The 13530-nt window shown below is 69.6% G+C and carries 11 protein-coding genes; 3 read left to right on the top strand and 8 right to left on the bottom strand.

Translation table 11 applies throughout. From position 1 onward, the window contains the following. Window positions 1–12: 12 nt before the first annotated feature. Genes UYS_RS0210395 through UYS_RS0210385 form a run of 3 tightly spaced genes read left to right on the top strand, consistent with a single transcriptional unit; the run spans window position 13 to window position 4994 of the window. Complete coding sequence (locus UYS_RS0210395; RefSeq protein WP_016855444.1) at window positions 13–897, top strand: polysaccharide lyase; 885 nt, start codon at window positions 13–15, stop codon at window positions 895–897. A gap of 54 nt (window positions 898–951) precedes the next feature. Beyond that, a complete protein-coding gene (locus tag UYS_RS0210390; protein WP_016855443.1) occupies window positions 952–2178 on the top strand; it encodes an alginate lyase family protein in 1227 nt (408 codons plus the stop codon). 47 nt (window positions 2179–2225) lie between these two features. Next, on the top strand, window positions 2226–4994 hold the full coding sequence (locus tag UYS_RS0210385) for a tetratricopeptide repeat protein (protein WP_016855442.1): 2769 nt from the start codon (window positions 2226–2228) through the stop codon (window positions 4992–4994). 142 nt (window positions 4995–5136) lie between these two features. Here the strand turns inward: UYS_RS0210385 and UYS_RS0210380 are convergent, their stop codons facing one another. From UYS_RS0210380 to UYS_RS0210345, 8 genes are all read right to left on the bottom strand, one after another. Further along, the gene (locus UYS_RS0210380; RefSeq protein ID WP_016855441.1) at window positions 5137–6432 is read right to left on the bottom strand and encodes an adenylosuccinate synthase; all 1296 of its coding nucleotides are present in this window, start codon (window positions 6430–6432) and stop codon (window positions 5137–5139) included. A gap of 64 nt (window positions 6433–6496) precedes the next feature. Further along, complete coding sequence (locus tag UYS_RS0210375; protein ID WP_016855440.1) at window positions 6497–7693, bottom strand: ATP phosphoribosyltransferase regulatory subunit; 1197 nt, start codon at window positions 7691–7693, stop codon at window positions 6497–6499. A gap of 222 nt (window positions 7694–7915) precedes the next feature. Further along, window positions 7916–8800, bottom strand: a complete 885-nt coding sequence (gene hflC, locus UYS_RS0210370; RefSeq protein ID WP_016855439.1) for a protease modulator HflC — start codon at window positions 8798–8800, stop codon at window positions 7916–7918. 2 nt (window positions 8801–8802) lie between these two features. Then, the gene (hflK, locus tag UYS_RS0210365) at window positions 8803–10041 is read right to left on the bottom strand and encodes an FtsH protease activity modulator HflK (protein WP_016855438.1); all 1239 of its coding nucleotides are present in this window, start codon (window positions 10039–10041) and stop codon (window positions 8803–8805) included. A gap of 170 nt (window positions 10042–10211) precedes the next feature. Continuing rightward, window positions 10212–11528, bottom strand: a complete 1317-nt coding sequence (gene hflX, locus UYS_RS0210360; RefSeq protein WP_016855437.1) for a ribosome rescue GTPase HflX — start codon at window positions 11526–11528, stop codon at window positions 10212–10214. A gap of 8 nt (window positions 11529–11536) precedes the next feature. Further along, a complete protein-coding gene (gene hfq, locus UYS_RS0210355) occupies window positions 11537–11782 on the bottom strand; it encodes an RNA chaperone Hfq (RefSeq protein WP_016855436.1) in 246 nt (81 codons plus the stop codon). 115 nt (window positions 11783–11897) lie between these two features. Then, on the bottom strand, window positions 11898–12836 hold the full coding sequence (gene miaA / locus UYS_RS0210350; RefSeq protein WP_016855435.1) for a tRNA (adenosine(37)-N6)-dimethylallyltransferase MiaA: 939 nt from the start codon (window positions 12834–12836) through the stop codon (window positions 11898–11900). A gap of 6 nt (window positions 12837–12842) precedes the next feature. Then, a partial coding sequence (locus tag UYS_RS0210345) for a hypothetical protein (protein ID WP_016855434.1) occupies window positions 12843–13530 on the bottom strand: 688 nt, incomplete at its 5' end.

Genomic DNA, 13530 nt, shown 5'->3' with positions numbered 1-13530 from the left:
CCGGAGCCCGATATGTCAGCCGAACACGTCATCCCGAGAAAGCGCCCCCTGGCCCTGCTGATGCTGGCCCTGCTGCCCGGCCTGAGCGCCCCGGCCCTGGCCGAGGGCAAGGGGCCCGCGATCACCTCACCAAGCGTGGCCGCCTGCTCGACCCGCTATCCGCAGGTCGCCGCGCCCTCCCCTGCCCTGCAGGCCGAGGATGCCCAGGCCGCCATCCGTGAAGGCTTCGCCACCCAGCGCGACTGGGGCACCGAGAACGTCGAACGCCTCGCGGCCGGCGAGACCGGCCTCGATGAGCCCGGCCTGCGCGTCCACTACCCCAAGGGCACCTCGTCGCCCGGCGATACCGAGACGGGCGGCGCCGGCTTCTATGCCGCTCCCGACGCCCTGGCCGGCGCCGAGCGCGCCTGCCTGCAGTACCGGGTGCGCTTCGAGCCGGGCTTCGACTTCGTCAAGGGCGGCAAGCTGCCGGGCCTGTACGGCGGCGAGGCGCCCAGCGGCGGCGAGGAGGCCGACGGCGAGAACGGCTTCTCCATGCGCTACATGTGGCGGGCCAACGGCCAGGGCGAGCTCTACGAGTATGCCGTCGACCAGCACGAGGACTACGGCAAGTCCGTCGGCCGCGGCCGCTGGACCTTCCCCACCGGCCAGTGGGTGACCCTGGAGCAGGAGATCATCCTCAACGACCCCGGCCAGGAGAACGGCGTGGCCCGCGTGTGGGTGGACGGCCAGCCGATCCTCGAGCAGCGCGGCATCATCTACCGCACCGACGAGGACGTGACCATCGACGGCCTGATGTTCTCCACCTTCTTCGGCGGGCACGGCAAGGACTGGCGCACGCCCCGTGACCAGCACGTCGACTTCGCCGGCTTCCGCTTCCATGCCCCCCGTTCCTGATTCCGAGGACTCTCGATGTCTCTGTCTCCATCAACCCGCCTAGGTCACGGCGACATGCCCCGTCGCCTGCTCGCCGGCCTGTCCCTGGCCCTCTGCGGGCTGGGCGCGGGCGGGCTGACCACGGCCCAGGCCATGACCCTCGAGGAGCGTGCCGAGCTCGACCTGTCGCACTACGAGGTGACGGATCCCGACGCCTCCTATTTCGACGTCGAGAAGCGCAGGGCGCAGCTCGAGGACACCGACAACGCGATCCTGCTGCAGGAGATCGACCAGCTGTCGACCGGCACCAGCTGCTCGCAGCTGCTGGCGTACAAGCCGATCAACACCCGCATGCGGATCCCCGGCTACTACCCCAGCCCCGATGAGTGGGAACTGGCCTCGGAGCCGCTGTTCCAGTTCGAGGACAACGTCTCGCACCTGGCCGGCAGCTACATGGCCACCGGCGATGACTACTACGCCGAATGCCTGGTGCGCTTCCTCGACAAGTGGTCGCAGGACGAAGCACTGACCAACTTCTATTACGACTCCATGGAGCCCCAGGCCTGGTTCGCCACCGAATCGATGATCTTCGCCGCGGCCATGGCCTATTCGGTGGTGCGCCCCGAGATCGAGGGCATGGAGGAAGAGCGTGAGCGGATCGAGACCTGGCTCAACGACCTGGCCCACCAGCACTCCGACATCCAGGGGCAGCCCGGCAACAGCTGCTGCAACAACCACTTCTACCGTCGGGCCCTCTACGGAACCATGGTCGGCGTGCTGACCGAAGACAACGATCTGTTCCGCTTCGGCGTCAGCGCCATCTACTCGGCGCTGCACGACATCACCGAAGAAGGCGCGCTGCCGATGGAGATCGCCCGTGGACGCCGCGCGACCCACTACCAGAACTACGCGCTGCTCTACCTGATCACCAACATGCAGGTCATCGAGCGTCAGGGCTACGACATCTTCGACCTGGAGGTGGACGGCCACGGCATCCAGGACGCCGTCGACTTCGCCCTGGAGATCTTCGCGGATCCCACCGCCCTCGGCGACATGGCGCCCCACGAGCAGTACACCGGCTTCCTCAAGGACAGCCAGTACTTCGCCTGGATGGAGATCTACCAGTCGCGCTTCCACGATCCGCGGATCGCCGACTTCGTGCGCCGGCAGCGCCCCATCTACAACCGCAGTGCCGGCGGCTACATGACGCTCTACTTCATGGACCCCGACGCCCAGCAGAACATCGTCATGGATGAGACCCAGCGCGAGGACGCCGCGTTCAAGGGCCTGAGCGAGCAGTGAAACGCTCGCTCCGACGTTCATCCATCACTTCGAGGCAACCCGACATCATGACCCAGATTCCACGCGACATCTCATCTCCTCGCCAGCCCACGGGGCTGAAGCTGGCCGTCTCGGCCACCCTGGTGGCCTGGCTCGGCGGCTGCGCCACCACCCCGCAGCCCGACGCCCACGTCACCGCTCCCGTGCCGCCGCAGTACGCGGACTGGTTCGACGGCGGTCAGCCGCGCACCCTGGAATGGATGCACAAGAACACCGTGGAGAAGGCGCAACAGCTGCTCGAGCAGGGCCGCAGCCAGCAGGCCATCGCCGAGCTCGAGACGCTGATGCAGAAGGGGCTGCCCAAGGGCTACTACGAGATGGCCAAGATCTTCGATCAGGGCCTGGGCGTGCCCGCCGATCCGGCGCGCGCGGCCAGCCTCTATTCCGAGGCCATCAAGACGCCCTCCTACATCACTGGCAACGCCTCGCTGAACCTGGCCAAGCTCTACCGCGAGGGGCGCGGCGTCGAGCGCAACGACGTGCTCGCCTACTACCTGATCCAGCAGGCCATCGAGGAAGAGGTCGGCCCCCGGGCCCAGGCCGCCATGGCCGAGCTGCTCGTCGAGGGCGGCGACGGCGTCCAGGCCGACCCCGAACAGGCCGCCGCGCTCTACCGGCGTGCCGCCGAGGCCGACAACGGCGCCGCCCTCGAGGCCCTGGCCAAGGCCCACGGCCCCGGCGGCTGGCTGGCCGAAGACCGCGGCCTTTCCAGCCAGTACGCCCAGCGCTACGCCGAGCTGCTGGAGCAGGACGCCCGCGCCGGCGACGTCGGCGCCATGAATCAGCTGGCCGGCCTGTTCACCGAGGACGGCCTGATGGGCCACCAGCCCCAGCGCCACATGCACTGGCTGAACAAGGCCGCCGAGGCCGGCGATCCCGGCGCCCTGAGCCGGGCCGGCCGCTCGCTGGTGGAAGGCAACGCGCCCCAGCGCGGCCAGGCGATGCTGGAGCAGGCTGCCCTGGACGGCAATGTGTCGGCCATGGAAACCCTGGGCAAGCTGCTGCTGGAAGGCAACGCCAACGTGGCCGCCAGCCCGGAACGCGCCCAGCACTGGCTGAGCGCGGCCATCGCCCAAGGCTCGGTGGATGCCCAGGTCACCCTGGGCCGCGCCCTGCTCGACGGCGACGGGCTGCCCCCCAATCCCCGCCGCGGCATCGAGCTGCTCAAGCAGGCCGCCGAACAAGACGACGCCCTGGCGCTGTCGCTGCTCGGTGCCTACTACCTCGAGGATGAGGGCCACGCCAGCCAGCCGAGCCAGGCGCGCGAGTATCTGGAGCGCGCCAACGAGCTGGGCCACCCCTACGCCACCCAGCAGCTGGGGCAGATGTACCTGGAAGGCAACGGCGTGCCGGCCGACGGCCAGCGCGCCGAGGCCCTGCTGAAGGACGCCGCCGACCAGGGCCAGACCGCCGCCCTGCGCATGCTCGGCGAGGCCTACCTGGAAGGCGAGGTGCTGCCCTACCATCCGTCGAAGGCCGAGGAGCTGTTGAAGCAGGCCGCCGATGCCGGCGACGCCTCCGCCAAGACGGCGCTGGGCGCCGGCTATCTCGAGGGCACCCTCCAGCAGCGCCAGCCCTCACGCGGCCTCGCCCTGCTGGAAGAGGCCGCCCGCGAGGGGGATGCCTACGCGATGGTGGTGCTGGGCCGCGCCTACCGCAAGGGCGACGGCGTGCCCCGCGACCTGGGCAAGGCCAGCGAGTGGCTGAACCGCGCCCGGGAGGCCGGTCACGACTCGGCCGAGGATGCCCTGTCACGGCTGCACTATGACCAGGGCAAGGCCGGCAACATCAATGCCCTGGTGGAGGCCGCGGAAGACGGCCACCCCGGCTCCATGGCGCGGCTCGGCGAGGCCTTCCTCAACGGCCGTGGCGTGCAGCAGAACCTGAACGCCGCACGCTCCTGGCTGCAGCGCGCCGCCAACGAGGGCCATCCGGGCGCCAGCGCCGATCTGGGACGGATGTATCTCGAGGGCAAGGGCGTGACACGCGATCCCGCCCGCGGCGCCCGCTACCTGCAGCAGGCCGTCGCCGGCGGCCACGTCGGGGCCCGCGGCGATCTGGGCAAGCTGCTGCTGACCGGCGAAGGCGTGAGCGCCGACCCCGAGCGCGGCATGCGCCTGCTCGAGCAGGCCGCCGCGCGCGGCAACAGCGGCGCCCGGCTGGCCCTCGCCGACGCCCTGCTCGAGGGCGAGCACGTCGCCCAGGACACCCAGCGCGGCATCGAGCTGCTGCGCGAGTCCGCCGAGGCCGGCGACGACTATGCCGCCCAACGCCTCGGCGCCGCCTACCTCGAGGGCAAGGGCGTCCAAGCCGATCCGCAGCAGGCCAGGACCTGGCTCACCCAGGCCAGCGAGGCCGGCAGCCTCTCGGCGCGCACGCTGCTCGGCACCGCGCTGCTGCGCGGTGAAGGCGGCATGAGCGTCGACGCCGCGCGCGGACGCCGCCTGCTCGAGCAGGCCGCCGAACAGGGCCACGCCGGCGCCCAGGCCACCCTCGGTCGGGAGCTGCTGCGCGGCGAGACCCTCGGCCAGGACCTGCGTCAGGGCGCCGACTACCTGCTGGAGGCCGCGCGCCAGGGCCACGAGACCGCGCGCCTGGCGCTGGCCAAGGCCTACCTGACCGCCAACGGGCTCGAGAACGCCAACCGCGAGCAGGCGCTGCTGTGGCTCGACGAGGTGATGGACGGCAACGGCGAGTTGGCCGCCCAGACGCTGCACGACCTGCTGTCCGACGAGGACGCCATGCAGGCGCTGCAGGTGGCATCGGCCGAACGCTGATCGCGCCCGGCCTCTCATGGCGGGAGGCCACACACGACGACGGGCCGGCAGTTTCCTGCCGGCCCGTCGTCGTTCGGGGGAAGGCCCGAAGGCCTAGCCGCCGCGGCGCCTATTCGGTGAAGGGCTTACTTCACCGAAGGGCTCATTCACCGAAGGGATTGCGCAGCACGATGGTCTCGTTGCGATCCGGGCCGGTGGAGATGATGTCGATGGAGGTGCCCACCTGCTCCTCGAGGAAGCTGATGTAGGCGCGGGCGTTGGCCGGCAGCGCCTCGACGCTCTTGATGCCGATGGTCGACTCGCTCCAGCCCGGCAGGTCCTGGTAGACCGGCTCGATGGCCTCGTAGCCTTCGGAGTCCACCGGGGTGTCGAGCAGCTCGCCGTCCTTGCTGCGATAGCCCACGCAGACGCGGATGTTCTCCAGGCCGTCGAGCACGTCGAGCTTGGTCAGGCAGATGCCGGACACGGAGTTGATCTGCACGGCGTGGCGCAGGGCCACGGCGTCGAACCAGCCGCAGCGGCGCGCGCGGCCGGTGGTGGCACCGAACTCGTGGCCCTTCTCGGCCAGGTGACGGCCGTGCTCGTCGAACAGCTCGGTCGGGAACGGGCCGGAGCCGACGCGGGTGGTGTAGGCCTTGGTGATGCCCAGCACGTAGTCCAGGTACAGCGGGCCGACGCCGGAACCGGTGGCGGTGCCGCCGGCGGTGGTGTTGGAGCTGGTCACGAACGGATAGGTGCCGTGGTCGATGTCCAGCAGCGAGCCCTGGGCGCCCTCGAACAGGATGTTGTCGCCGGCCTTGCGCACGTCGTGCACCAGGCTCACGGTGTCGCAGACCATGGAGCGCAGCTCGTCGGCCATGCGCATGGCGTCGTCGAGCACCTGCTGGAAGTCCACCGGCTCCTCGCCGTGGAACTTGGTCAGCACGAAGTTGTGGTAGTCCAGCACCTCGCCGAGCTTGGAGGCGAAGCGCTCGCGGTGCAGCATGTCGCCCAGGCGCAGGCCGCGGCGGGCGACCTTGTCCTCGTAGGCCGGGCCGATGCCGCGACCGGTGGTGCCGATCTTGGCCACGCCGCGGGCCTTCTCGCGGGCCTGGTCGAGGCGCTCGTGGTACGGCAGGATCAGCGGGCAGGCCGGCGACAGGCGCAGGCGCTCGCGCACCGGCACGCCCTTGGCTTCCAGCTCGCGGATCTCCTCGAGCAGCGCTTCCGGCGACAGCACCACGCCGTTGCCGATCACGCAGGTCTTGTCGTCACGCAGGATGCCGGAGGGGATCAGGTGCAGGACGGTCTTCTCGCCATCGATCACCAGGGTGTGACCGGCGTTGTGTCCGCCCTGGAAGCGCACGACCGCGCCTGCGGACTCGGTGAGCAGGTCGACGACCTTGCCCTTGCCTTCGTCACCCCACTGGGTGCCCAGTACGACTACGTTCTTGCCCATTTGCCTCGTCTCTCGTTGCTGCGCCGCCAGCGTCCGGCGGTGCCGATATCGTGTCTGCCTGAGATCAGGCCTGATCGCTGGCCGCGGCCAGCGGTGCGACCTGCCAGCCGCCGTCGGCGGGAGTCAGGTACCGCTGGCAGCGGTGTTCCTGCGGACCGGTGCGCTGCCCGGGCAGCGCCTGGACGACCCGCTCGCCCTGCTCGCGCAGGGCCTTGATGGCCTCGGCCAGGCCCTCGCCCTCGGCCGGCGCCCAGATGCCGTCGTGGGGCGGCTCGCTGGGCACCAGATTGGCCAGCAGCTTGAGCTCCAGGGAGAAGCCGGTGGCCGGGCGGGCGCGACCGAAGGCGCGGCCGGTGTCATCGTAGCGGCCGCCCTTGGCCAGCGCCTGGCTGTAGCCGGGCACGTGGGCGGCGAACATCATGCCGGTGTGGTACTGGTAGCCGCGCAGCTCGGCCAGGTCGAAGTAGAGCGCCACGTCGGGATGCTCGGCGACCACGCCGGCGTGCAGGGCACGCAGCTGGTCGAGCGCCGCCCCCACCGCCTGGGGCGCCTCGGCGAAGGCCTCGCGGGCCTGCTCCAGCACCTCGGGGCCACCGTGCAGCTCGCCCAGGGCGCACAGCATGCCGGCCATGGCCGGATCGCTGACGCTTTGCTCGACCCGCGCGGCCAGCTCGCCGGGCGACTTGAGCTCGAGGGCCTCGAACACCGCCTTCTCCTGCTCGGCGGTCAGCTCGGCGGCCTCCACCAGGCTACGGTAGATGCCGATGTGGCCCAGCGCCAGGTGGATCTCGCCGGCGCCGGCGACCTGCAGGCTGGTCAGCGCCAGGCGCAGGACCTCCAGGTCGGCTTCCAGGCCGGCATGGCCGAACAGCTCGAGGCCGACCTGCACCGGGCTGCGACCGCCCTGATGCTGGTCCGCCTTGGCCCGCAGCACGGTGGTGCAGTAGCACAGCCGCACCGGGCCCTGGCGCTTCAGCGAGTGGGCGTCCATGCGCGCCACCTGGGGCGTGACGTCGGCGCTGACGCCCATCATCCGACCGGTCATCTGGTCGGTGAGCTTGAAGGTCTGCAGATCGAGTTCGGTGCCGGTGCCGGTGAGCAGGGAGTCGAGGAACTCCACGGGAGGCGGCATCACCTGGTCGTAGCCCCAGCGATGGTAGAGATCGAGCAACGCCCGGCGCAGCTCCTCCATGCGGCTGGCCTGAGGAGGCAGCACCTCGTCCATGCCGTCGGGCAGCAGCCAGCGGTCAGCGATGGTCATGTCGTTCTTCCTGCAAGACGATGATTGGCCTTCGGCGAGCCTGGCGGCAGGGTGAATCACACGCCTGGCGGAGCGCCGGAGGGGAATGCCGGGAGTGGTCGGCCACAAAAAACGGCCACAAAAAAACCGGGCCACGCCCGGTTACAGGAGTCTATCACGTTTGGTGGCGGGAGGAACCCCGCACGAACGGAAGGGGCGGCCTGAACCGCCCCTTCCCGGCCGTCACTCGCCGCCCTGGGCCGTCGGGCTCTTGAGGTACTGGAAGAAGTCGCTGGACGGATCCAGCACCAGCATGTTGCCGTCGCCCTGGAAGCTCGAGCGATAGGCATCCAGGCTGCGCCAGAAGGAGAAGAACTCCTCGTCCTTGCCGTAGGCCTCCGAGTAGATGGCCGCGGCCTCGGCGTCGCCCTCACCGCGCAGGGTCTCGGAGCGCTCGTTGGCCTGGGCCAGCAGCACCTGACGGCGGCGGTCGGCGTTGGCGCGGATGCGCTCGGACTCTTCCTGGCCCTGGGCACGCCACTCGCGGGCCTCGCGCTCGCGCTCGGAGCGCATGCGGTCGTACACCGCCGAGGAGACGTCCTCGGGCAGGTCGATGCGCTTGACCCGGATGTCGAGGATCGCCACCCCGAGCTCGTCGCGCATCAGCTCGTTGAGCTCCTCGGTGGGCCCGGTCATCAGCTCGTCACGCTGCTCGGAGATGATCTGCGAGAGGTTCAAGCGGCCGAACTCGTTACGCAGGCTCTCGTCGACCCGCGGCTGGATCAGGCGCACGGCCTGCAGCTCGTCGCCGGCGGTGGCCTCGTAGTAGCGGGTGGGATTGACCACCTGCCACTTGACGTAGGAATCCACGATCACCGCCTTCTGCTCGAGGGTCAGGTACCGGCTGGCGTCGGTGTCCAGTGTCAGCACCCGGGTGTCGAACTTGCGGATGGTCTGGGTGATCGGGATCTTGACGTGCAGACCCGGCTGGATATTCTCCTCGACCACTTCACCGAAGCGCAGCTTCACCGCGCGCTCGGTCTCGTCGATCACGTAGAGGCTGTTGCTGGCCAGCCAGGCCACGGCGGCCAGGCCGCCGACGATGAGCAGGGAACGGTTATTGATCATCGTTAACGGCCCTCCCGGCTGATTCCGTTGCTGCGAGCACTGCGGCTGTCACTGCTGCCGTCGGCCTGGCTGGCGCTCAGGCGCTCGAGGAGCTGGGGGTCCATCGACACGGTGTCGCCACCCTGGCTACCGGCGGCGCCGGTGTTGCCGCGGCTCAGGCGATCCATCGGCAGCACCATCAGCGGCGCGTCGTCGTTGACGTCGACCATCACCTTGCTGGTGTCGCCGTAGACGTCGGACAGGGCGTCGAGATAGAGGCGCTCGCGCATGATGGCCGGTGCGTCCTGGTACTGGGTCAGCAGTGCGTTGAAGCGGTTGGCCTGACCGCGAGCCTCGGCCACCACCGATTCGCGGTAGCCCTGGCCCTGCTCGACGATGCGCTGGGCCTGGCCCTGGGCGGCCGGAATCACGGCGTTGGCGTAGGCCATCGCCTGGTTGATGGTGCGCTGACGATCCTCGCGGGCCCGGATGACGTCATCGAAGGCGTCCTGCACCGCGTCGGGCGGCGAGGTGGACTCGACGTTCAGGGTCTGCAGGCGGATGCCGGTGCCGTAGCTGTCCAGGTAGGACTGCAGGCGGCTGGCCACCGCGGTGCCGAGGATCTCGCGGCCGGAGGTCAGGATATCGATCATGTCGGTACCGCCGACCACGTGACGCAGCGCGCTGTCCAGGGCGTTCTCGAGCGAGAGCTCCGGGTTGCGCACGTTGAGCACGTAGCCGCGCGGATCGGCGACCTGGTACTGGGCCGAGATCTCGACGGAGACGATGTTCTCGTCCTGGGTGAGCATCGACTGGGTCTGGCTGACCGAGCGCACCCGGGTCACGTTGACCATGCGCACGTCATCGATCAGCGGCGGGTTCCACTGCAGGCCGGGGGTGACCACTTCCTGGAACTTGCCGAACCGCAGCACCACGCCGCGCTCGGACTGGTCGACCAGGTAGAAGCCGGACGCGGCCCAGATGGCCAGCGCCACGATCAGCAGCAGGCCCGGCAGGGCGAAGGCGTTGCGCGGCTTGCCGCCGCCACCGCCCTTGCCACCGTTGCCGCCGCGCTTGCCGCGACCGCCCAGCATGCCGTTGAGCTTGTCCTGAAACTTCTTCAGGGCCTCGTCGAGGTCGGGCGGCCCCTGATTGTTGCCGCCACCGCCGCGGTTGCCACCGCCGCCGTTACCGCCGCGGCGCCCTCCCCCGCTCCAGGGGTCGTGCTGGTTGCCGCCGCCACCGGGCTCATTCCAGGCCATACGTCGTCTCCACTCTGCGTTGCGTTCCGCCGCGCGCTCCGGCACGACGGGCATCGGTTGCGATCCTTGTGGTGCCGACCCTGGTGTGTCGGCACCCGAAGGCGACTCTTTTATTACGGTCTCGTTGTTCCGGCCTCGTCACCGCCTTGCCGTGCCTCGCGGTTCCCCGCTCACTCCTCCCAGAGGGGGCGGTCCTGCAGGGCCTCCGGCAGATAGTCATCGGCGCGTTCGCCGAGCCGTGCCATCAGCTGCAGGAAATCGCGACGCGGCAGGCGGATCTCGAGCTGGGTACGCCCCATCTCGTCGAAGCGTTCCTCGCGCACCGCGCCCAGCTCGTGCAGGCCGGCGCGCAGCTTGCCCTGCTGCGGCTCCAGGGTGACGTCGAAGTCGATGATGTCGTCGGCCAGGCACTCGGAGAGCGCCTGCTCGAACAGCTCCAGGCCCTTGCCGTCGCGGGCCGACAGCCACACCGTCTCGGGCATGCCATCGGCGCCGCGCTCGATGCGCGGGGCGCTGTCGAACATGTCGATCTTGTTCATCACCTTGAGCGTCGGCACGTCCAGGGCGCCGATCTCGTCGAGCACTTCCTCCACCTGGCTCACGTTGAGGTCGCGGTCGGCATCCGCCGCGTCGATCACGTGCACCAGCAGGGTGGCCTCGGCGGCCTCCTGCAGGGTGGCCTGGAAGGCCTCCACCAGCTTGTGCGGCAGGTGGCGGATGAAGCCCACGGTATCGGCCAGCACCACCGGCCCAACGTCCTCGATCTCCAGGCGCCTGAGCGTCGGGTCGAGAGTAGCGAACAGCTGGTCGGCCGCATAGACCCGTGAGGCGGTCACGGCGTTGAACAGCGTCGACTTGCCGGCGTTGGTATAGCCGACCAGCGAGACGCTGGGCACCTCGGCTCGGGAGCGCGCGCGCCGATTCTGATGGCGCTGGCTGCGAACCTTGTCGAGGCGCTTGTGAATGGCCTTGATACGCCCACGCAGCAGCCGGCGGTCGGTCTCGAGCTGGGTCTCGCCCGGGCCGCGCAGGCCGATGCCGCCCTTCTGGCGTTCGAGGTGGGTCCAGCCGCGCACCAGGCGCGTCGACATGTACTCGAGCTGGGCCAGCTCGACCTGCAGCTTGCCCTCGTGGGTCCGCGCCCGCTGGGCGAAGATGTCGAGGATCAGGCCGGTACGGTCGAGCACGCGACACTGGAGCGACTGCTCGAGGTTGCGCTGCTGGGAAGGGCTCAGGGCATGGTTGAAGATCACCAGCTCGGCCTTGTGAACCTGCAGCGCCTCGCGCAGCTCCTCGGCCTTGCCCGAGCCGATGAAGGAACGGGGATCGGGCCGGCTGCGCGAGCCGGTCAGCAGGGTGGCCGGCTCCGCGCCGGCCGAGCGCACGAGCTCGAGGAACTCGCCTGGGTCTTCGCGCTCTTTCTCGTCCTGGAAGTCGACATGGACGAGTACCGCCGTTTCACCGGCGTCGGGACGTTCAAAAAACAATCAATACCTCACGCATTGCTTTCCGACGGCGCATCGGGAGCCGGCAGCCGAACGTTGCGCGACGGCACAACGGTGGAGATGGCGTGCTTGTAGACCATCTGGCTGACGGTGTTGCGCAGCAGAATCACGAACTGGTCGAAGGATTCGATCTGGCCCTGCAGCTTGATGCCGTTGACCAGGAAGATCGATACCGGAATGCGCTCCTTGCGCAGGATGTTCAGGTACGGATCTTGAAGGGACTGCCCTTTGGACATGTTGCTCTCCCTGAATTGTTTCTGGAGTTGATCATTCAGTGCTCGCCCCGTCCGGGGGCGACACAGGGTAACCGATGAGCCCGGTCGTACGGCCGCTCGAAGCGACCATCTTACGCTAAGTCCCGAATTCGCGCACCAGTTTCAGGAGTTGTGCAAGCGGGTCGGGGCCCAGGCTATCCACCCAGTGCAGCGCCGGCCAGCGGCGCATCCAGGTCAGCTGACGCTTGGCCAGCTGGCGGGTGGCCACGATGCCGCGGTGACGAAAGGTCGCATGATCGACCTCGCCCTCGAGGTATTCCCACCCCTGACGATAGCCCACGCTCTTCATCGACGGGAGCTCCGGCGTCAGATCGCCGCGCGCCTTGAGCGCGGCCATCTCGTCGAGGAAGCCGGCCTCGAGCATGGCGTCGAAACGCCGGGCGATGCGCGCATGCAGCACGCCGCGATCGGCGGGCGCGAGCCCTATCGACAGCGGCCGCCAGGGAAAGGTTTCCGGGCGCTGCTCATGCCACAGCTCGGTCAGCGACCGGCCGCTGATGCGATACACCTCCAGCGCCCGCATCAGGCGCTGGGGATCGTTGGGATGGATGCGCTCGGCGGCCGCCGGGTCGACCCGCGCCAGCGCCTCATGAAGGCCGGCCAGGCCGAGACGCTCGGCATCGCGCTCCAGCTCGGCGCGCACCTCGGCGTCGGCCGACGGCAGGTTGGCCACGCCCTCGACCAGGCGCTTGAAGTACATCATGGTGCCGCCGACCAGCAGCGGCACCCGGCCGGCCGCGGTGATCTCGGCCATCTCGCGCAGCGCGTCCTCGCGGAACTCCGCCGCCGAGTAGGGCTCGGCCGGGTCGCGGATGTCGATCAGCCGATGCGGCGCACGGGAAAGCTCGTCGGCGGAGGGCTTGGCGCTGCCGATGTCGAGGCCGCGGTAGACCATCGCCGAGTCGACGCTGACCAGCTCGCAGCCCAGCCGTTCGTGCAGCTCGATGGCCAGGTCGGTCTTGCCGGCGGCGGTGGGGCCCATCAGGAAGATGGCGGGTGGGCGGGTGTCATGCATCGTCGTTCACTGCCCCCTCAGGAAGAGGCGGTCCAACTCCTTCATGCTCAGCTCGGTCCAGGTCGGCCGGCCATGGTTGCACTGGCCGCTGCGCTCGGTGATCTCCATGTCGCGCAGCAGGGCGTTCATCTCCTCGACCGTCAGCTGACGGTTGGCGCGCACGCTGCCGTGGCAGGCCATGGTGGACAGCAGCTCGTTGATATGTGCCTCGAGGCGATCCGAGCGGCCGTAGCGCTCGAGGTCGCCCAGCATGTCGCGGATCAGCGGCTCGACGTCGGCGTCGACCAGCAGCGTGGGCACCTGGCGCACCAGCAGCGTCTCGGGGCCGGCCACGTCGAGCTCGACGCCGAGCCGGGCGAAGGCCTCGTGCTCGGCCTCGGCGGTCGCCACCTGGGCGGCACTGGCGGCCAGCGAGACCGGCACCAGCAGCGGCTGGGCCTCGAGGGCGCCGCCGTGCACCTGGGTCTTCATGCGCTCGTAGACGATGCGCTCGTGGGCGGCGTGCATGTCGACGATCACCATCCCGCGCTCGGTCTGCGACAGGATATAGACGCCGTGCAGCTGGGCCACGGCGTAGCCCAGCGGCGGCGCCTTGGTGGCGTCCTCTTCCGGCATCGCCGGGCGAGGCGCGGCCCCGGGCGCCGACTCGGACGGCGCCGCAGCCGAGCCCTCGGCGGGTGCGGCGACCGTGGCC

Source organism: Halomonas smyrnensis AAD6, assembly GCF_000265245.1.
GTDB classification, from domain to species: Bacteria; Pseudomonadota; Gammaproteobacteria; order Pseudomonadales; family Halomonadaceae; genus Halomonas; species Halomonas smyrnensis.
Note: the sequence above shows the minus strand (reverse complement) of the source record. Positions and strands in the feature narration are given on the sequence as shown.